The sequence below is a fragment of the Desulfatitalea tepidiphila genome, from assembly GCF_001293685.1.
Taxonomy (GTDB): Bacteria; Desulfobacterota; Desulfobacteria; order Desulfobacterales; family Desulfosarcinaceae; genus Desulfatitalea; species Desulfatitalea tepidiphila.
The window spans coordinates 445,871-466,801 of the sequence record NZ_BCAG01000001.1 but is presented as its reverse complement, the minus strand read 5'-3'; the positions used below and the strand labels follow the sequence as shown (position 1 = coordinate 466,801).

The following is a 20,931-nucleotide window of genomic DNA, read 5'->3' as shown; positions in this document are numbered from 1 at the left end:
CCTAATACCTCGCCCGCCGCTGGGTGATGCGGTTGGCCGTCTCGAAGTCCTGGCTCTTTTTGAACAGCACGCCCAGGTAGGGCAGTTCGTCCTTGATCAGGCGCTTGGGCTTGAAGTCCGGATCGCTTTGCAACGCCCTGATCCAATTGATCAGCTCGCGGGTGGCCGGCCGTTTCTCCACGCCTTCGATCTGGCGCAGGCGATAAAAGGCGTCGATGGCGTTTTCGGAAAGGTCGCTGCTCAAACCGGGAAAATGGACATCGATGATGCGGCGCATCATCTTGGGGTCCGGAAAGGCGATGTGGTGGAAGTTGCAGCGGCCCAGAAACGGATCGGAGAGATCCTTCTTGGCATTGGAGGTGATGATGATCACCGGCCGGTGCTTGGCCCGGATGGTCTTGTCGATCTCGATGATGTCGAACTCCATCTGGTCGAGCACGTCGAGCATGTCGTCCTGAAAGTCGGTATCGGCCTTGTCGATCTCGTCGATGAGCAGCACGGTGCGCTTGTCGGCCGCGAAGGCCTGGCCGATCTTGCCCATTTTGATGTAGGCTTCGATGTCGCTCACATCCCGCTTGGAGTCGCCGAAGCGGCTGTCGTTCAGACGGGTCAGGGTGTCGTACTGATAGAGCGCCTCGACCAGTTTCATGCTCGATTTGACGTTGAGCGCCAGCAGGGGCATGCCCAGGCTCTCGCTGATGGCATGGGCCAGCATGGTCTTGCCGGTTCCTGGTTCGCCTTTGAGCAGCAGGGGCATCTCCAGGGCCATGGAGACGTTGACGATCTGCGCCAGTTCGGCATCCAAAACGTAGCGTGAAGCACCGCTGAAAGTTTCTCCGCTCATAGTCGTATTTCCTTATCTCCTAAATAAGTTTAAAGTATGAAAGTGTTTTCATACTTTCTTGCTTTCCGACTTTCATACTTTTTTCCATACTTGTGAACTAAGTGTGCCTTACCCTTTCCGACAACTCCCGGGTCAACTCCAGCACCCGATGGCTCAATTCCGGCGTCAAGGAGCCGGTGCCGCAACTGGGGGTGATGAACGATTGGCGACCTGCCATTTCCGTATCGATCCCCATGGCACCGAGCCGTTGCAGGCACGATTGCCACAGGGCATAGAGGTTTTCGCCGGTGGCCGCCGCCACCTGATCGGCCTGGGAGGTGGGCACCAGCCCCCAGGCCAGATAGCGGCCAGAGGCCAGAAAAGGTCTGAGCGCATCGCCATAGAGGATAAATTTGTCGAAATAGCCATAGGCATCGAAATTGACCACGTCCACATCCGAGTCGAGGAGCAGGGACCAGTCGGTGTTGGCGCACACATGCACACCGGCCAGGCCGCCCTGTTGGTGAATCGCGTCGATCACCTCCTTGAGGCAACCTGCGATGTCATCCCTGGAGATGCTGATCATATCCGAGGAACCATAACTGGCCAGGACGGGTTCGTCTATGAAGATGATGACCGGGGCACCGACCTCGCCGAGGCGCTGGGCCTGCCAGGCCGCCTTGAGGGCCAGCATCTTGACCGCTGCCTCGCGCACGGCCTCGTTGTAAAAAACGGCACGCCGATCCTGATCGGTCAGGGAGGTACAGAAGGTGATCGGCCCGGTGATCTGTCCCTTGACCGCGAAGAGAGGGTCGGAACGATCGCGCAGACTTTCCAAGAGGGTAAAAAAACCGGCGGCGACATCCGTGCCGAGGGCGAAACGGCTGTCGTCCAGCCGATCGCCGTGTTCGGCAACGGCGAGATAAGCCTCGAAAAAGGCGGCCATCTCTTCACCGAAATTTTCCGCTGTCACGTCGATAAAAGTTCGCTCGGCGCCGCGCACGAGACCGGGCATGCCATCCACGAACTGGGCCACCATGCCCTCTTTTCTGAACAACGGAAGTTGCACCCAGTTGGGGATCTCCGGTACGTATTTCAAAACCAGCCGGGTGGCCTCGCCATGGTCGCGCAACGGCTGACTCCCGATGAGCATGGCCCGCCCTTCCGGTGGATTCTTTAGTGTCTTCATATCCATTTCCTGACTTGGATCTCTTATGTTGAAAACTCAATCGAGGGAGACCGCATTGGGTCTCTTGTTCCTTAATCAGTGCCTGTCCACAAACAGGCAAATTGGGTCGAGATCAAGGCGCACGAAAAATTTAACCGCAGGCATATGGCTTATATTCCGAGGATCTAATTTTTCGTGCAACGCCGATATCGGGCAAATTGGCCATTTGTGGATAGGCACTGATTATCAGGCATTCGGGGCGCGACTGTATCATAGGCGACCATGCCAGACAAGGTGTATGGCGCCAAGAGGATATCGATGATGCCGAGTTTCCGTTGATTGACACCCCCGGATGGCGGTGATATATTTTGGCCTTAAAATTCAATATCCACCAGGCCCCGGGAGCATTCATGAGCAAGGTCATTTCATTGGACGACAAACTGAAGCTCAATGCCGAGCAAAAGGCCGCCATGCTGCACAAGCAAAAGATCATGGCCGTTCGGAAGGTGTTTCAGTGCAGTCACTGCCCGTCCAAATGCGAACGCTGTGGCACGCCCTTAGGTATAGACCCGAGAAAGACAACAGAACAGCCAAAGACCCCGTACCATTTCTGCAGCGGATGCGCAGAAGAATATATCGATTATATTCACCGCCTGCAGGGCAAAGGCAATCCCGAGGCCTATTGGCATAATCACGATTGGCTCAAGGCTTGGCACGCATGGATCGAATACCAGGGTGCCGTCGATCGATATACACACTCAAAAGAGTTTCGCAGACTTGTGGTTGAATTGGGACCCGATGGTCATACGTGTGATTAGCGGTTACCTGGGCACGCATAGACTCGACGGCATACCCCCCATACAGCGGCGACAATAAGGAGAACAGTATGTTTGGTATCGGAATTCCCGAACTGATAATCATTTTGGTGATCATTCTGATCATTTTCGGTGCCGGCAAATTACCGGAAATCGGGGGCGGAATGGGCAAAGCCATCCGTAACTTCCGCGATGCCACCCGTGAAAAAGAGGCAAAGAAACAAGACAAAATCGAAGACGACAAGACCACCTAAACTCTTTCTATCGACACGTCGCGCCTCCTCCATCTACCTGCGGGTTCCCCATGCCGGGCAACCTGCTGGTATTTATTTAGTGCATAGCCATCATTCCGCTGGAAGTCAGCTTCACACGTGTCGTCTCGTTCGTTGCGGTATCAGACCGCACCAGTCCGGGCCCGAGCTATCCGAAACAGCAAGAATGCCAAAAACCCGAAAATATGAATAGGGGCGAAGGCCGCTCTTTGACGAACGGCCATTCGATCTTATTCAGTTTAATGACGTCGCTGATCACAGGCCGTGAGGGAACCGGTCTCCTATGATATGGCGGCACTAGCGAGGATGTCATGCGAATCGCGCTCTTGTCATTGTTAATGATCCTCTCGTCCGTTTTCTCCGAGGCCGCCGACATCGACGGATGGATCGTCGTCATGGACAAGTCCGGCCAAAGCCCATTGAAAAGCCATGCCCACGCGATCGTGTATCTGGAAGGTTTCTTTACCGAACCGGTCGGGGAGGCGGTCATGGACCAGCAGGCCAAGAAATTCACACCGCGCCTGTTGCCGGCCGTTCAGGGACAATCAATTCGTTTCGAAAACTCGGACATCTACCAGCACACCGTTTTTTCGCCCCATCCCACGGAGCCATTCAGCCTGTCGCGCTATGGACAAGGAGAATCCCGCAGCGTGGTTCTCCACGAGGTCGGCCCCCACCCCGTCTATTGCGATATTCACCAGAGCATGATCGCCGATGTATATGTGGTGCCCAACCGATATTTTGCGGTGACCGACGACAGGGGGTTTTTCCGCATTGCCGACGTACCGTCCGGCCGGCATCGGTTGCGGGCGTGGCACATCCTCGGGGGCAATGCCACGCTCTTTGTGGATATCGGCACCGGGAATCGATCTGTATCCTTAGAGTTGCAGAGCGTGAAAACGGCCGTCGAAACGCCTGTATCCCCATGGCCTGTCCCTGGCTACGACGCCACTGACTTCCAACAGGATGGCTACTATTAAAACGATCGGTTTTCATTTTCCTTTTAAATACAAACTGGCGCTCACCATCACAGCTGTGGTGATCGGCGTGCTGGCAGGCACTTTCTTTGTCCTCCAGCGCCGGATCGAAGCCAAGGCGATAAGGGGCATCAAGATCGACTTGCAATCCACCCGCCAGATCGTCGCCGACCTGATCGAAGAACGCAACGTGCGTCTCCAGGAACTGGCCAGAGCGGTGTCGGGCGGTGAATTGATGCGCACCATCCTGACCGACGCCCGACTGGACCGTCTGACCTGCGACGACATCGTGCTCAACGAAATCCTGCCCAGTTACCCGCAGCTCTCCGTGCTCGGCGCGGCGGACAGCCGGGGTTTGATCCGGGCCAACAACCCCCTAAAACCGGACATCGCGGCGGTGCTGGCCTCGAACGATCAGCTGAAAAGCAGCTTCAACGGTTCGATCGCCCATGGTTTCATGCGCGTCGGCCGCAACTACCATCAGATCATCGCCCTGCCATTGATGATCGGCCCCAACGAATTCCGCGAAATGTTGGGGGTCGTCTTTGTCGGCATGCCCTGGACCGCAACGGATCTTGCCAAACTGCGACGCCTGAGCGGGGCCGACATCGCCCTGCTGTCCGACAACGCCATCGTGTCATCGGCGGGTCCGGCCTTCGATGCCATGCCCACGGGAAACGCGCCAACGGCTTTATCACGGCCGGTGTTGGACACCATCTCCAGCACCGTGCCGCAGATGCACGCCATCGCCGGAGAAAGGTTCCTGTTTTTAAAAATCGGCATTCAGGCGGAAACCGGCATACCGGCCTTTGCCATTGCCCGATCTCTCGACGCCCAGCTCGGTTTCGTCCAGGAGATCCGGCGGGTCATGCTGGAATTTGCAGGTGTGGGGATCGTCCTCGGCGTGTTGGTCAGCTTCTTTATCGCCATGGAGATCGCCAAGCCGGTCCAGACCCTCACTGCAGCGGCCCGCCATGTAGCCAAGGACAATTTCGGCGTCCGGGTGGTGGTGAGCGGCAAAGACGAATTTGCAGAGCTCGGGGATGCCTTCAACCAGATGATTGCGGGCCTGCACGAGAGGGATATGATCCGCACGGCCTTTGGCCGCTATGTGGACCACGAAGTGGCCCGACGTCTGCTCGAACGGCCTGAAATGCAGCTTCTGGGAGGCCAAAAAAGAGACGTGGTCATTTTTATGGCCGATATCCGGGGATTTTCGCGGCTGTCCGAACAGCTCACCCCCGAACAGACGGTGCAGCTGCTCAATCGCTACTTTGCCCACATCATCGATATCATCAAAGACAAGGAGGGGGTGGTGGTCGATTTTGTCGGTGACGGCATTCTGGCCCTTTTCGACCCCCTGGAGCGCGACATGGCGGCCATGGCCTCGTCTGCCGTATCCTGCGCCTTCGAGATGCACCACCGGTTGCACCATGTCAACGAGGAGATGATCGCAGAGGGCCTGCCGCCGATCGCCATCGGTATCGGATTGAACGCCGGTCCGGCCATCGTGGGCAATATCGGTTCCAGGGAGCGCGCCAAATTCGGCATTGTCGGCGCCGAAGTCAACCTGACCCAGCGCATCCAGGGCGAAGCCAAACCCGGTGAAGTGGTTGTTTCGGCCCCCCTCTATGACCGGATCAAAAACAGGGTGCGCGTCCACCGGACGTTCATCTGTGAATTGAAGGGGTTCCGCCAGCCGCGCACCCTCCATGCCGTCGGGCCGCCCGATGGCGATAGCCCGCACCTTTCCATGGGGCGAAACGATCCATCGGCAGCATAAAAGAGGATGATGCAACGCTTAAATGGAAGGGCGCGCCGGACCTTGCCATTTTCCAGTACCCGGGCTTAAACCGGCATATCGGCATGGGAAAGCGCCGCCGCGGGATTCTCCGCCAGGGCATCCAGGAAGATATCGACGATGCGAGGATCGAATTGGGTGCCGGCATTCTGCCGCAACTCTTTGACGATCTGTCGACCGGTCAACGGTGGGCGATAGGGTCTTTCCGACATCATGGCGGTAACGGCGTCCGCAATGGCCAGAATGCGGGCTCCCAGCGGGATCTCTTCGCCCTTCAGTCCATTCGGATAGCCGGTACCGTCATAGCGTTCCTGGTGGTGGAGCAGAATGTCCCGTTCGTCGCGAAAAAATTCGAACAGGCCGGCTACTTCGGCCAGCACGGTGGCATGGTTTTCGATGCAGGCCCACTCCTCCGCATTCAATGGGCCGTTCTTGCCGATCACCGACTCGGGAATCAGGATCTTCAACCGGTCGTGCAACATGGCGGCCCGCTTGATCGTTTCGATCATCGCGCCGGAGAGGTGCAGGCGCCCTCCCATCCAATCGATCTGGGCCAGGGACTGGTGATTGTGCGCCTTGAATCGGGCTGCCCCCAGCTGATCGAGCAGCAATGCGAGGGCATTCAAGGAGGCCTTTTTGCTCTTTTCCAGAATGGCGGTCATCCGCTCGCGGACGAAGGCCATGTCCACATCCTGCTTTTCGCCCTGAAACATATCCCCGGGCGTTTCCATGTAGACGATCAGGCGGTTGCGGCCTTCCGCCTTGGCGCGGTAGAGCGCCTTGTCGGCCAAGGCCAGCATGCTGCGGACATCCGGAGGCTGGTGAAGCCTGAGGGACACGCAGCCGACGCTGATCGTGGTGTGGATTTGGTTTTCCCCGTCCCTGAAAAGATAGGCTTCGGTCGCACTTCGCAGTTTCTCACCGGTGTTTTGGGCTCCCTCGATATCCGTGTTGGGCAGCAGAACCAGAAATTCTTCTCCACCGTAGCGGAAACAAAGATCGCTCTCACGGACCTTCGCTTTCATGAGGCCGGCAAATTGCTTGAGCACGGCATCTCCGAAAATATGGCCGTAGGCATCGTTGATCTGCTTGAAAAAATCCATGTCGATGAGCAAGCAGGAAAGATCGTTGTCGTACCTCCGGGCACGTGAGAATTCTCTTTCCAACGATTCGTTCATATAACGCCGGTTGAAGAGCCCGGTCAAATCGTCACGCACCGACATTTCGGCCATTTTTTCCATGGCCTGATTCACCTCGGCTCTGAGCCGGTGCTTTTCCAGCGTATGGGCGATGACGCGCAGCAGGTTGGGCCGATCCAGGTGCGACTTGGGCAGGTAGTCATAGGCCCCGAGCTGAATGGCCTGGGCCGCGACCATCTCGTCTCCATGCCCGGTGCTGAAGATCACCGGTATATCGATTCGCATTCGTTCAAGATCGGTGAGAAATGCCAGGCCGTTTCCCCAAGGCAACAAATAATCCAGGATCATGAGATGGAAGGTGTTTTCGGCGAGTTTACCGAGCGCCTCCTCAAAGGTGCGTGCGCGGCTGATATGAATCCTCTCCTCCCCGGCAAGCGCGGCGACGATACGCTCATAGTCCGAATCCAGGTCTTCGATGATCAGCAAGTCGATGGGTCGATCGAACGAAACAATCTTGACGTCTGACCCGGCCGGCTCAGCCTGGTCCGGCCGAATGGCCTGGATCTTTTGAACGATCTTGGCAATGCGGTGACCGGCCGCCTTGATTTTGTCCAGATGCGAGTCCATTTTGACCGGATCATCGCGATCAAAGGCAAACAGGTCGATATAGCCCATGAGCTCTACCAGAGGCTGGTTGAGTTCATGGGCGGTTGCGCCGGCCATCTGCAAGAGGATTTTCAGGCGTTCCCCTTCGATCACGGCCTGATCCTGATCCGAAGTTGGGTTAGGTTTGTCGGTCCCCATAATCAATCCTGCTGGTTAAGATGAGATATGGGTTTAAAATCAATGCCGTTAACTTAAGACGTTCAGGTTTCCATACGGGCGGGGATAAACCCCGCCCCTACGCCCCCTTTTTATGGCGAATGGCTCTATTACAGCCCAAACCTCGCAGGGGCGGGCTTTACGCCCGCCCGCAACATCCGCTTAAGTTAATCACATTGGGTTCAAAATCATAAATAAAACCGCCGACTAGGCTTCGCGAAGCTTACGAACGGCGGTGGTCACGACCGACACGGCGCGGTCGATCTGCTCAGCCGTCGTCATGCGGCCCACCGAAAACCGGAGGGTGCCTTTGGCCCAATCCATGGGCAGCTGCATGGCCTCGAGCACGTGGGAAATGGACACCGTATCGGCGTGACAGGCGGCGCCGGCCGAGGCGGCCACTTCCAGGCCGATCTCCTCGAGAATGCGGTTGGCCCCAGATTGCGAAACGCCAGACTGAGCGTGTTGGGCAGCCGCCGGTCAGGATGGCCGTTGAGGCGCACGCCGGTCAGGCCGTCGGCGATGCCATGATGCAAGCGGTCGCGCATGGCCTGAAGGTGCCCCATGCCGGCGGGCAGATCACGCCCCGCAATCTCGCACGCTTTGCCCAGGGCCACGATGAACGGAACATTTTCCGTGCCGGCGCGCCAGCCACGCTCCTGGCCGGCGCCGTGGCAGAATTTTTCGGGCTGCAGCCCCCGGCGCACATACAGCGCACCGATACCCTTGGGCGCGTAAAGCTTGTGACCGGCCACCGAAAGCAGGTCCGCGCCCAAGGCCTGCACGTCGACCGGTATTTTGCCCAGGGACTGGGCCGCATCGGTGTGCACGGGTATACCATGGCGCCTGGCTATGGCGGCAATCTCGGCGATGGGCTGCACGGTGCCCACCTCGTTATTGGCATGCATGACGGTCACGAGGATCGTGTCCGGCCGCAGTGCTCTCTCCACCTCCCCGGGATCCACCATCCCCTGGTCGTCCACGGGCACGCAGGTGGTCTCGAATCCTTCGGCCGCCAGGTAGCGGCAAACCTCGAGCACCGCCGGATGCTCGAAGGCGCTGGTGACGATATGCCGGCCTTGGGACTTCATCGACCGGGCGATACCTTTGATGGCATGGTTGTTGGATTCGGTGCCCCCCGAAGTAAAAAAAAGCTCGTCCGGCCGGCAGTTGAGCAGCCCGGCCACCTGCCGCCGGGCGCCCTCCACGGCCTGCTTGGGCTTGATGCCGTACCAGTGCGAGCTGGAGGGGTTACCGAATTCTCTCTCCAAAAATGGACGCATGGCCGCGATCACTTCCGGATCGAGTGGGGTGGTGCCGTTGTAATCCAAATAGATGGGTTCAACCATGGAATGGGCACTCCTTGGGATCGTCAGCGCACCTGGTTGTATCGGGCGCTCTTTCAGCGTTGCAGGGGAATGTAACAGAATTCAGGCACAAATGGTACAAGCTGCCTCAAAAAAAATCGATCGACTCACGATGATTCAGGAAGGAGTTGGAAATGATGTGCCGGCCGATAGGACGGTGATCCTATCGGCCGGTGCTTGGATGTGCTGCCGGACATGAATGACCTGACGGCGATGGCGTTCGAGCCGCGGCGACTGCTATCCGCAGGGTCAAACGCGGGCCATGGATGCCGGATCGGTCAATTTTTCGATGCGTACCGCGCAGGCCTTGTACTCGGCCGTCATCGTGATCTCGTCGAAGGCGGCATTGGTGAGCCAATTGGCATTGGCCTCCCTGAAATGAAAGGCCATCCACACCATCCCCTGGGGCACCGCGTCGGTCACGTTGGCCTTGACCTTGATCTCTCCCCGCCGCGAGGCCACGCGAATCATTTCGCCGTGGGCGATGTTCAGGGCTTGGGCGTCCGCCGGCGAAATATCGGCCGTCTCCTCGCCCAGGATATCGTTGAGCCCTTCGCAGCGGCCGGTCTGGGTACGGGTGTGGTAGTGGGTCAACCGCCGGCCGGTGCTGAGCACCAGCGGATAGGTGTCGTCGGGCACCTCGGCCGGCGGGGTCCATTCGGCCGGTGTAAAGATTCCCAGGCCACAGGTGAAGTGGCCGTCTCTATGCAGAAAACAGGTGCCCGGATGATTTTCGTCCGGGCAGGGCCACTGCAGCCCGTCGCCCTCGAGCCGATGGTACTTGATGCCGCACAGCTGGGGGGCCAGCACCGACACTTCGTTGTCCCAAATCTCCCTGGCGCTGTTGGAGGTCCACTGGTGCCCGAAACGCTTGGCGATCTGTTGGAAAATCCACCAGTTGGGCTTGGCCTCGCCCGGCGCCGGACTGGCCGTGCGGACCCGGTTGACCCGCCGCTCGCTGTTGGTGAAGGTGCCGTCGTTTTCGCTCCAGGCGGCTGCCGGCAATATCACGTGGGCAAAACGGGTGGTCTCGTTTAAAAAAATGTCCTGCACCACGAGGAACTCGGCCGAGGCCAATTCGTGCTCCACCTTGTGGATGTCCGGCTCGGTGTTGGCCAGGTTCTCGCCGAAGATATAGAAGGCGCGAACCTGGCCGCTGACCAGCCCTTCCATCATCTGGGGGATCATCAATCCGTTGTGGGCCGGCAATCCTTGCACGCCCCAGGCCTTTTCGAACTTGGACCGCAAGGCCAGGTCGCCGACTTTCTGATAGCCGGGAAACACGTTGGGCAGCGCGCCCATGTCACAGGCACCCTGTACGTTGTTTTGCCCGCGCAGGGGGTTGACCCCGCCGCACTCGACCCCCATGTTGCCCAGCAGCATCTGGAGGTTGGCCGTGCTCATCACGTTGCGGGTACCGCAGGTGTGTTCGGTGATGCCCAGGGTGTAGCACAACATCATGGGCTTGACCGACGAGATGCGCCGGGCCACATCCCGAATCATGTCCGCCGAGACGCCGCAGATGTCGGCAGCGTATTCGGGGGTATAGCGCAACACTGTGGCGGCCAGCTTATCGAAATCCACGGTGCAGGAATCGACGAATTTCTTGTCATACCAGCCTTGGGCGATGAGCACGTGCATCACGGCATTGAGAAAGGCGATATCGCTGCCAACCCGGATGGGCACGTGCAGTTCAGCGCAATCGGCCAGCTTGTGCCGCCGCGGATCCACCACGATCAGCCTGGCCCCTTTCAACACAGCATTCTTGACAAAGGTGGAAGCCACGGGATGGGCTTCGGTCATGTTGGAACCGATCACCAGGAACATCCTGGCCCGCGCGAATTCGTTGAACGAGTTGGTCATGGCCCCTGAACCGAACGTGGTCGCCAGCCCGGCGACCGTCGGAGCATGTCAAGTACGGGCACAATGGTCGATGTTGTTGGTCTTGAACACCGACCGGAAAAGCTTCTGCATCTGGTATGAGTCTTCATTGATGCTGCGCGCGCAGCTCACCCCGGCCACCGCATCCGACCCGTTGGCAGCGATGATTTCCTTGAACCTGGAAGCCACCAGATCCAGGGCTTCGTCCCAGGAAGCCTCACGGAAATCGCCCCCTTCCCGGATCAGCGGCGTCTTGACCCGATCCTCGGAATAGATGAAGTCATAGCCGAAACGCCCCTTGACGCACAAGCGCCCCTGGTTGGGCTCGGCCCCCTCCACCCCGGTCACCTTGACGATGCGCCCGCCCTTGACGTGCAGCAACTGCTGGCATCCCACGCCGCAGTAAGGGCAAGTGGTGCGGACGGTCGTGGTCTCCCACGGCCGCCAACGATAGCGCGCCTTTTTCTCCACCAGGGCACCCACCGGGCAGGCCTGAATGCATTCACCGCAAAAGACGCATTCCGAATCGGCCAGAGGCCGATCACCGGCGGCGACGATCTTGCTTCGGGCGCCCCGGTACCCGAAGCTGATGGCCCGGTTGACCTGAACCTCGTTACAGGCCTGCACGCAGCGCCCGCACAGGATGCAACGTGAAAAATCCCTGACGATCAGCGGATTGGCCAACTCCTGGGGATAAGCGCCCTCATGGGGTTGAAAGCGTCCCACCTTGACCTGATAGCGGAACGCCAGGTCCTGCAGCTTGCAGTCTCCCCACACCGGGCAAAGCTCGCTGGAACCGTCGCTGTCCTGAACGCCCAGCTGAAAGCCGGTCCAATCCCCATCGCCGCCGTTGAGAGCGGCACAATTGTGATTGCCCGAGGAGAGCATCAATTCCAGAATCAAGCGCCGCGCCTCGATCACGCGCGGCGATTCGGTCTGAACCTCCATACCGGGCGTTGCGGGTGTGCTGCAGGCCGTGGGCAGGGTACGGGCGCCGGCCACCTCGACCACGCAGATGCGGCAGGCCCCGGTGGGCGTGGTTCCCTTCAGATGGCACAGGGTTGGAATCCAGATACCCGCCGCCTCGGCCGCCTCGAGAATGGTCTGGCCCGGGGAAAAGAGAACCTCGTGTCCGTTTATCATCATCTTCTGCTGCGTCATGATGATCCTTTCTGCTCGTCCGCCTCACAGCCGGACGGGCGGTTGCAACACGCCAGGGCGATATCGGTCAGATGGCTCTGGCCAACGCCACGTTTTCTTCCTGCACCTTATGTACGCTGACGAAATGCTCCTGCAAAGCGACGGCCCCGCCGGCCGGGTCCCACAGATCCAGCCCGCCCTGCATGAATTTATTGTCCGCCAACCCCTTCCCCTTGGCACGGCTCTCCACCGGCAGGGTGTGCCCGAACCCATGCAGGAGAAAAACGGCTTCGGGATGAATCGCATCGGTCACCTTGGCCACGATCGTGTCCGAATAGCCGTTCTGGGACACCGCTACCCGCTCTCCATCCTCGATACCCAGTTGCCCGGCGGCATCGATGTTGATCCAGAGCACGTTTTCCGGTACCTGCTCGAACAGCAACGGATTGTTCACCGTATGTCCCTGGGTGTGCATGGCGCACCGGCCGAAGGTTAGGCGGAACATGCCTTGGGACGGGCGCTCGACCGGCGTATAGGGCATCAGCGAAGCGATGCCGTTGCTTTCTAAATTTTCCGAGACCATCTCGATTTTTCCGCTGGGCGTCTTGAACTTGAGATTGTCCCGATCCCGGTAGACCGGTGCATCGCACAGCGGCACCAGACCCGTGGCATCGAAATCCTCGATCGTCACGCCGGTCCCTTCCAGTTGAAACCGCCAGATGTCGTTCACATTTTCATAGTCGAGCTGCGGCAAACCCAGGCGCCGGGCCAGGCCGCCCACGATCTGCCAGTCGGCTCGCGTGTCGTAACAAGGCTCCACCGCCCGCTGACGCCTGAAAAAGTAGGGCCGGAGCGTATTTTTACAGGCCAGAACGCACTCACGTTCCAGGTAGGTCGACAGGGGCAGAACCACGTCGCTGTACCAGGCCGTATCCGACCAGCTGAAGGTCACCGACACCAACAGATCCAGGCGATCGAAAATCCGTTTCAGGTGGTCGGGATCCGGGAACCCCATGAGCGGGTCGTGGCGATAGGCGATATAGGCCTTGACCGGATAGGGGTCGTCGGTCTCCATGGCCTTGTACATTAAATGGGCCATTCCCGGCCCCTTGTCGAAGTGCGGATACCGCCATCCGACGCCGTCGGCCCGTTTCTCTTTGGGGGCCGGATAGAGATCCATGAATTTTTTCAGCCCCTTGCGGCCCACGTCCTTCGGCGTATTGGTCAGCGGCAATCCACCCTTGGTCCCGTATGCGCCCAGCAGCGCGTTGATGATGTAGATGGACCGGCACACGTAGAACGAATGGCGATACCGCGCCGTCATCCAGCCGGGGTGCCAGATCACCGCCGGCGCGGCGGCAGCCAGGCGATGGGTAAAATCTCTCAAACGGTCGGCGTCGACACCGGTCTCGGTTTCGGACCACTCCGGGGTGTACGGCTCGATAAACGACTTGAGCGCATCCATGCCCTCGATATATCGTGCCGCATACCGGGCGTCGTATAAACGATCCTTGAGCAGCACATGGATGACCGCCAAATTGAAGGCATAATCGCTTCCCGGCCGCACCATGAAAAAATCATGCGCCTTGGTCGACGATATATTGGCCCGGATATCGATCACGCTCAGTCGGCATCCCTTGTCCAGGGACTTCATGAGGGTGTTGACCTCCTGGACATCCACCGCTTCGAAGATATTACGTGTCTGCAGCACCACATGGCGTGCGTGGGCATAATCATAAACCACATCCTTGCGGCCCAGCCCGGTCAGGGACAAATTGGCATGCTGGACGTTCCGCGCACAGGAACCGTCGTGGTTGCAGTAGTTGGGGGAGCCTATGCCGCGCAGCAGTGCGCGGTGCATGTCCCGGAACGGACCGCCGCGATCCGTCATGGCCACGGTACGCTCACCGTGTTCGGCGATCACCGACTTGAGCCGGTCGCAGGTGTAATCCAGTGCCTCGTCCCAACTGACCCGGCGCCAGCGGCCCTCACCTCTCGCCCCCTCCCTGATCAGTGGGGTTTGGGGCCGTTCGTTGTCCGCCACCAGGGCCTTTCCCGCGCTGCCGCGGGGACAAAGGCCGCCGGACATGGCCGAAACATGGGGATTGCCTTGAAGCGATACGATACGGCCGTTTTCCACCCGTGCCATGGCCGGGCAGCGCACCGTACACATACCGCAGATCGTATAAATATTTTCCATTGTCGCTCCTTTGTTCGACATCAGGCCGTCGTGTAAGGGGACAAACCCTGGCACGCCCGGCAAGCCGATCCGTGCTTCAGCGGATAGGACTCACCGCATTGCGGGCAAATCCCCCTGGTTCCAACCGAATCTTTGACCATCAGCCGCGGTTGAACGCGGATGGTCTCCATTTGCAGAATTTTTTCACCGGCCTGTCGGATCTCTCGCAACAATGCGCCACTATCCTGTTCGGCCTTGGGTTTGCGCTTGAAAAACCAACTGTCGATCTCTTTCCAGGCGGCCACTTTGTGGGTATGGATAAACACGCGCACGCCGATGCCGCTGTACTTGTCATACAAGGCCAGGGCAAACCGGCCCAGATCCATCACCTTGAGCCAGCCGTTGCCGGCGGTGCAGGGCGTCAGCATCTGAATGGCATCCGGCAGACAATGGCCGGTTTCGGCGATAGCGTCGAACAGGCAGCCGGATGGCATGGCGCTGAGCGCCAGATCGACCATCTTGCCGCCAATGACGAGCCCAGGCGCCGGATACCCATGGAAAGCGGTGATCCGCTCCATGAAGGCATCAAAGCAGTGGGTTGTGCCCTTGGAATCCCGGACCCAATCACCTGTGGGATGGACCTTCCCTGCGATTCTCATAGGATGATACGTTATCCTTGGTTATTATTGGATATATGAATCCATTGGCCGCTTCATACGAACGACATCCGCAGATAGCATACCGTATCACTTATGTCAATTTTGATATAAAATCGCCCGAGAAAACTTTGGAAGCGAGTCGGCACTCAGGATGCGTGAAACGTCGTTGCCGGACGTCGCCCTAAGAGGCTCAACATCAAGGCGCCCGAAATTGGTGTGAGGCGGGGGACTACTGAAAGGTATTCCACGGCATGAGGACCATTGGGGTATACCCTTTTTCCTGGGCGAGCATGTCCAAATGGGCCAGGCTCACGCAGGCGGTGTCCAGGTGGGGCAACGTGCCTGTTTCCCGCAGATCGATGCACGGAAGATAGTGGTGGCAATGGTGGCAGACATCGATCCGCTCTCCGGGTTCTTCCGGCACGGTGAAGTACAGCTTCATCTCGGTATCTTCTTTTTCGCAGACCGCGCACAAGTTGCGGTGCACCCGCCAATCGTGTCCACACAGGACACAGTGCAGATAGCGCTGGCCGCCGCCGCCCACCAGATACTCGGAGCCCAATGGCTCGGCCTTGGATAGGTAACTGATGGCGGGCAACGATCCACAAATGGGGCAAAAGCCGTGATGCCATGAGTCTTCCTGAATTTGGGCACGCAAGAGGGGCGCCAGGGCCTGGAGCACGGCCGAAAGTGCCATATGGATGACGAATCCGAGGGCCGGCGGTTCGTCCGGGTGATCCGAATGGGATGTGACGGTGCGCCCCAGATAGATATCGGCCAGGGTCACGAGGTCCAGGCCGCCGCGGCCATGGGCGGCCATGATACGGTCGAAGTCGCCGGCCATGGCCGGAAAGCCCGTTTTCAAGACAGGCATCAAGGCAACGAAGGCACGGCTCAATGCCGGCTCGAGGATGCCCAAAGAGAGGCTGGAAAGCAGAGGCGCGCCGTCGTCCAGTCGGCCGCCGAAGTCATCGAGGGCTGGCGTGTTCAACTCTGCTCTCAAGCTGCAGACCAGGCGGGCCCTTTCTTTGTAAAGGTCGGCAAACGGCTGTACCACGCTCTGCAGCATGGGCCGTTTGGCCGCAATGGTTTCGACCACTCGGTCGATGCGTTGTTCGACTTCGGCGACAGCTGGAATGGCAGGCGGCATGGCGGCTCCTTTGCGACGGTCATGCCCCGGCGGCCCGCACTTGAACGGGCCCCCCAGGGCATGACCTGAAAGACGACACAGGCCTTGCCCGGAGAATCACACCGGACGAGGCCCGCCGTCTCAGAGTTTGAGGATGGCGCCAACGCTTCTGCGCAGCGGACGTCCCAGCATGGAAAGGAATATCTTGCGGTCCATGGGCGGCTGGAATCGATGGGCCACGCTGTTTTCGTGATAGTTTTCGGGAGCGTCGACGAGCAGGTAGATGACGCTGACATCTTCGGGGTCGGCCAGCATCGCCTTGGGGTAATCCTTGCGAAGATCCGCCAGACGCTGCTCGGCCAGGAGGAGCATGTCCGCCCGTTCGCCGAAATTCATGGCGCCCGTGGGGCAGGCCTTGACGCAGGCCGGCAGAAGGCCGCGTACGACCCGCTCGTGGCACATGTTGCACTTGCTGATCAGGCCTGTGGCCGGGTCGCGGCGGGGAATATCGTAGGGGCAGGCCGAGCGCATGCTCTCGAATCCCTCGCCGGAAATCTTCCGTGTTTTATCCGTAAAAACAACTGCGCCGGTGGCCGTGTCCTGAACCACGGCGCCCTCTTCGTAATTGTCGGCCTCTGCCTTGCAAGGCGGTTCGAGGCAGTGCCGGCATTGATCCGGGAAAAAGTTCCAATGGATCCGATTGTCTTCCAGGTATTCGCTGAAACGAACGACCTTGTAGTTGTTGGGGTTGAGGTCGGGTGGATTCTGATGGCTGCCCCGTTGTTTGGTGGGATTGGCCGGCAGCTCCTTCCACTCCTTGCAGGCGATCTGGCAGCCGCGGCAGGCCGTGCAGCGCGAGGTATCTATGAAAAATGCCTTGGACATGGCGCTTCCTCCTTATGTTCAACGGGCGGGACCGGCCCGCCCGGAGTCAAGTGTCAGGCGATCTCGGTCAACTGGGCAGCCTTGCGCACATTGACCAGGCACGCCTTGAGTTCAAAAATGGTCGTGTTGGGATCGGCCACCGACGGGGTGAGACGGTTGGTCGAATCGCCGCATTTGGGGGTGGTCCAGCCGAAGCAGAACGGCATGCCGATAAGGTGCACGGTCTTGCCCTGGACCTGGAACGGCCGGATGCGGACCGTCACCATGGCAATCGCCTCGACCTTGCCCCGCACGTTCTCCACGATCACGCCGTCGCCGTTCTGAATCCCCTTTTCCTTGGCCAGTTCGGGGCTCATCTCCACGTAGAGCTGGGGTTCGGCCTCGAGCAGGTTGGGCACATTGCGCGTCTCCCCGCCGCCGCACCAGTGCTCGGTGAGGCTGTAGGTGGTCAGCACGATGGGATAGGCGGGATCGGCCGGCTTGGCCAGTTTGTCCAAGTCGCTGGAGACGAACTTGTACATCGGGTTGTTCAGCTGGCCGGAGAAGGGATGTGAAGACACCGGGGTTTCCACCGGCTCGTAGTGCTCTGGGAAAGGACCATCGACGCGGCCGGGGCCGAAGATCTGGCTGAAGCCATGAACATGCATGATAAACGGGTACTTGCCCTTCTCGTCGGCCATTGGCGGCCACGGGCCGTCGGGCACATCGCCGACCCATTTGCCGTCTTCCCAGGCGATGAGGGCCTTGTCCGGGTTCCAGGGTTTGCCGTTGGGGTCCACCGAGGCGCGGTTGTAAATGATGCGGCGGTTGACCGGCCAGCACCAGGACCAGTTGGGGTAGAGACCGATTTTCTCCTGCATGGGCGTCTGTTTGGGATCGCGGCGTTTGGACTTGTTGCCATCTTCCTCGGTAAAGCTGCCGGTATAGAGCCAGTTGAGGCTCGAGGTGGTGCCGTCCGCCGCCAGGAAGCCGAAACTGGGCACGAGCTGGCCCTTTTTGTATTCTTTGTTACCAGCCTTGGCGTCGGCCAGGAAGAAGCCGTTGATGCGGCGGGTCCACTCTTCGGCGTCATAGCTCGCCGGCCAATCGAGATAGGTGACGGCCTCGGGCAGCTTGCCGCCCTCTTTGACGTACTTTTCGCGGATCTTGTTCATCATCCCCACGAGCATGAAACCGAAGTTTTTGGCCTCGCCCGCCGGCTCGATGGCCTTGTGGTGCCAGAGCAGCCAGCGGCCGCTATTGCTGATCGTGCCCTCCTTTTCGATGCGGTGCGCCGAGGGAAGGAGGAAGTACTCGGTCTTGATCGACTTGGGATCGACGCCCGGCCGGTGCCAGTTGTCGGTGGTTTCGCTGTGGTGCAGTTCGGAGGTGACGACCCAGTCCAGGCGGTCCATGGCGGCGCGTGCCTTGTGGGAGTTGGCCAGGGTGTTCATGGGGTTGAGACCGAAGATGAACCCGCCGCGCACCTTGCCCTGGTACATCTGATCGAAAAGATACATGTAGGAGTAGTCCACGCCCTTTTCGAGTTTGGGCAAAAAATCATAGCAAAAATCGTTGTCGGCGGTGGCCTTTTCTCCATACCAGCCCTTGAGCAGGCTGACCACGTACTTGGGCTTGTTCTGCCACCAGTTGGCGCTCTTGGGATCCTTGGTGACCGGCGTGTTGGCCTTGTGGTAGTCGGCCAGAGTCTGCCAGTCGACCATGGGTGTCGCCATGTAGCCGGGCAGAATGTGGTAGAGCAGGGCGTGGTCGGTGGAGCCCTGGACATTGGGCTCGCCGCGCAGGGCGTTGACCCCGCCTCCGGGGATGCCGATGTTGCCGAGCAGCAATTGGATCATACAGGCCGATCGGATGTTCTGCACGCCCACGGTGTGCTGGGTCCAGCCCAGGGCATACATCACCGTGCCGGCCTTGGTGCCCGTGCCTGTGACGCTGTAAGCCTCGTAGACCTTGAGCAGATTCTCTTCCGAAACGCCGGTGATGGCGGAAACTTTGTCCAGGGTGTAGCGTGCGTAGTGCTTCTTGAGCAGCTGAAACACGCAGGAAGGATCCTGCAGGCTCTTGTCGCGCTTGGGAACCCCGTTGCCATCGAGCTGGAACGACCAACTCGTTTTGTCATACTGGCGCTTTTGGGCGTCAAAACCGCTGAACAGGCCGTCGTTGAACCCGAAGTCCTTGTTCACCAGTAACGAGGCGTTGGTGTATTCGACGACATACTCTTTGAAGTACTTTTCGTTGTCGATGATGTACTTGATCATACCGCCCAGAAAGGCGATGTCGGTGCCCGACCGCAAGGGGACGTGAAAATTGGAACGAGCGGATGTGCGCGAAAATTTGGGATCCACGTGGATGACCACGGCCCCTTTGTCTTTGGCTTGAAGGACCCATTTGAAGGAGATGGGGTGGTGCTCGGCAGCATTGCTGCCCATGATGAGGAAGGCATCGGCGTTTTTAAGATCGATCCAGTGGTTCGTCATTGCCCCGCGTCCGAACGACTCTCCCAGAGCCGCAACAGTGGGGCTGTGTCAGGTACGGGCCTGATGGTCGAGATAGACGATGCCCAGTGCGCGCGCCATCTGGTGGGCCGCAGCGCACTCCTCGTTGTCGGCGTGCGAGGTACCGATGAAGAACATGGACTCCAGCCGGTTGACGGTCCTGCCCTTGGTGTCCTTGAGGATCAGGTCCTTGTCGCGCACCTTCTTGACGCGCTGGGCAATCTGTTCCAAGGTCCAATCCCAGCTCTTTTCCTCCCACCGGGTGCTGCCCGGTGCCCGGTAAAGGGGTTTGGTCAGGCGATGCTCGTTACGGGTCATGGAGAGCATGGAGGCGCCCTTGGCGCACAGGGCGCCTTGATTGATGGGATAATCCGGGTCGCCTTCGGTGCTGACCAGTTTGCCGTCCTTGACATGGGAGATGACGTGGCAACTCACCGAGCAGAATGGACAAATGGTGACGACCTCCTTGGCGCCTTCGATCTTGAGCGTGTCGGCATAGGCCCGCACGGGCCTGACGTCCACGCCCAGTTGGAGCATGGACAGGCCGACGACTCCCGCCCCGCTCACCTTCATAAAGTCACGTCGATTGACTTGCATGGCTGCCTCCTTTCTTAGGGCCGAAGGGCGAAAGGACCGGGCCCGGTTTCGTGATCTATAAATAGTGGAGCCGGTGGAAATGAATTTTGAAAGAGGAGGTGCAGGGGAACCCGAGCAGATATATCATAATTGACACAATGCCATCGGCAGTGTCAATCCTTGAAACCTAAAAACATCAAATAATTTAATATGTTATGTTTAGCATAAATACGAAATCATGCGAAGGCCGTTAACTATTCGAGGTCTTTTTAAAATACAGTAACGCAATTTTACTCACGATTCTGCTGGTGAGATGGATCGGCGGGAGCGATGCCGTCAGGGGCGAACGGTCTGGTGCGCAGGTTTTTTCTAGACGTGTGACGGATCTGCGTCGGAAGGCTCTTCAAAGGCGATCGGGTCACATGGCAACAGTTCCTTGGCCCGAGACAGGGCATACGCTTCGACCTCCCGGAACCAACGGCGGAAGCAGACGACCAACTGTGAACCTGCTTCTGTGATCTGGTACCCGGCTTTGTTGCCGGCTTTTTTTTCGATCAGCGCGACGCCCAACACCTGCTCGGTTTTTCTCACTTTTCCCCAGGCCGCGCGATAACTCATGCCCATGGCCTTGGCCGCGCCGCTCAGGGATTTCCCGGCTTGGATCTGTTCCAGAAGCTTCAGCCTTCCCAGGCCGAAAAAAATGCCATTCTCTGTTTCCAACCACAAATGCAGGCGCACCACGGGTTGTCGGTTACCATCCAGTGCATCGATGATCATGGCATCACCCTTCTTGTCAGATGGGT

Annotated in this window: 15 protein-coding genes; 4 read left to right on the top strand and 11 right to left on the bottom strand. The window is 58.9% G+C overall.

All coding sequences use genetic code 11. The features are described from left to right. Position 1 precedes the first annotated feature (1 nt). Both DFT_RS02080 and DFT_RS02075 read right to left on the bottom strand, forming a co-directional pair. Complete coding sequence (locus DFT_RS02080) at positions 2–844, bottom strand: AAA family ATPase (protein WP_054029577.1); 843 nt, start codon at positions 842–844, stop codon at positions 2–4. 97 nt (positions 845–941) lie between these two features. Further along, positions 942–2,012, bottom strand: coding sequence for a uroporphyrinogen decarboxylase/cobalamine-independent methonine synthase family protein (locus tag DFT_RS02075; RefSeq protein ID WP_054029576.1), 1,071 nt, complete (start codon positions 2,010–2,012; stop codon positions 942–944). Between the two features lie 389 nt (positions 2,013–2,401). Here DFT_RS02075 and DFT_RS02070 point away from each other — a divergent pair, with 389 nt between their 5' ends. From DFT_RS02070 to DFT_RS02055, 4 genes are all read left to right on the top strand, one after another. Further along, complete coding sequence (locus DFT_RS02070; protein WP_152971828.1) at positions 2,402–2,809, top strand: hypothetical protein; 408 nt, start codon at positions 2,402–2,404, stop codon at positions 2,807–2,809. A 68-nt stretch (positions 2,810–2,877) separates the two neighbouring features. After that, entirely contained in the window at positions 2,878–3,060 is a 183-nt protein-coding gene (tatA, locus tag DFT_RS02065) for a twin-arginine translocase TatA/TatE family subunit (RefSeq protein WP_054029574.1), read from the top strand. Between the two features lie 329 nt (positions 3,061–3,389). Then, the gene (locus DFT_RS02060; RefSeq protein ID WP_152971827.1) at positions 3,390–4,058 is read left to right on the top strand and encodes a cupredoxin domain-containing protein; all 669 of its coding nucleotides are present in this window, start codon (positions 3,390–3,392) and stop codon (positions 4,056–4,058) included. Then, on the top strand, positions 4,045–5,838 hold the full coding sequence (locus tag DFT_RS02055; protein ID WP_054029572.1) for an adenylate/guanylate cyclase domain-containing protein: 1,794 nt from the start codon (positions 4,045–4,047) through the stop codon (positions 5,836–5,838). Before DFT_RS02060 ends, DFT_RS02055 begins: the two co-directional genes overlap by 14 nt. A gap of 65 nt (positions 5,839–5,903) precedes the next feature. On the opposite strand, the gene DFT_RS02050 is transcribed toward DFT_RS02055, so the two are convergent. The 9 genes from DFT_RS02050 to DFT_RS02000 form a co-directional block, all read right to left on the bottom strand. Beyond that, the gene (locus tag DFT_RS02050) at positions 5,904–7,799 is read right to left on the bottom strand and encodes a diguanylate cyclase (RefSeq protein ID WP_054029571.1); all 1,896 of its coding nucleotides are present in this window, start codon (positions 7,797–7,799) and stop codon (positions 5,904–5,906) included. A 296-nt stretch (positions 7,800–8,095) separates the two neighbouring features. Then, positions 8,096–9,166: a cysteine desulfurase family protein gene (locus DFT_RS02045; protein WP_235506153.1), complete on the bottom strand. Its 1,071-nt coding sequence runs from the start codon at positions 9,164–9,166 to the stop codon at positions 8,096–8,098. 267 nt (positions 9,167–9,433) lie between these two features. Next, entirely contained in the window at positions 9,434–12,226 is a 2,793-nt protein-coding gene (gene fdhF, locus DFT_RS24725) for a formate dehydrogenase subunit alpha (RefSeq protein ID WP_083453265.1), read from the bottom strand. A gap of 67 nt (positions 12,227–12,293) precedes the next feature. After that, the gene (locus DFT_RS02030; RefSeq protein ID WP_054029568.1) at positions 12,294–14,405 is read right to left on the bottom strand and encodes a molybdopterin-dependent oxidoreductase; all 2,112 of its coding nucleotides are present in this window, start codon (positions 14,403–14,405) and stop codon (positions 12,294–12,296) included. A 20-nt stretch (positions 14,406–14,425) separates the two neighbouring features. Next, on the bottom strand, positions 14,426–15,043 hold the full coding sequence (locus DFT_RS02025) for an FmdE family protein (RefSeq protein WP_054029567.1): 618 nt from the start codon (positions 15,041–15,043) through the stop codon (positions 14,426–14,428). Positions 15,044–15,272: 229 nt separating this feature from the next. Further along, complete coding sequence (locus tag DFT_RS02020; RefSeq protein WP_054029566.1) at positions 15,273–16,193, bottom strand: formate dehydrogenase accessory protein FdhE; 921 nt, start codon at positions 16,191–16,193, stop codon at positions 15,273–15,275. 120 nt (positions 16,194–16,313) lie between these two features. After that, positions 16,314–17,057 (bottom strand): 4Fe-4S dicluster domain-containing protein, encoded by a 744-nt coding sequence (locus DFT_RS02015; RefSeq protein WP_054029565.1) that lies wholly within the window; start codon positions 17,055–17,057, stop codon positions 16,314–16,316. Between the two features lie 53 nt (positions 17,058–17,110). Further along, positions 17,111–20,149: a formate dehydrogenase-N subunit alpha gene (gene fdnG / locus DFT_RS02010; RefSeq protein WP_152971825.1), complete on the bottom strand. Its 3,039-nt coding sequence runs from the start codon at positions 20,147–20,149 to the stop codon at positions 17,111–17,113. Positions 20,150–20,497: 348 nt separating this feature from the next. Further along, positions 20,498–20,905, bottom strand: coding sequence for a winged helix-turn-helix domain-containing protein (locus DFT_RS02000; protein WP_054029562.1), 408 nt, complete (start codon positions 20,903–20,905; stop codon positions 20,498–20,500). Positions 20,906–20,931: the final 26 nt, after the last annotated feature.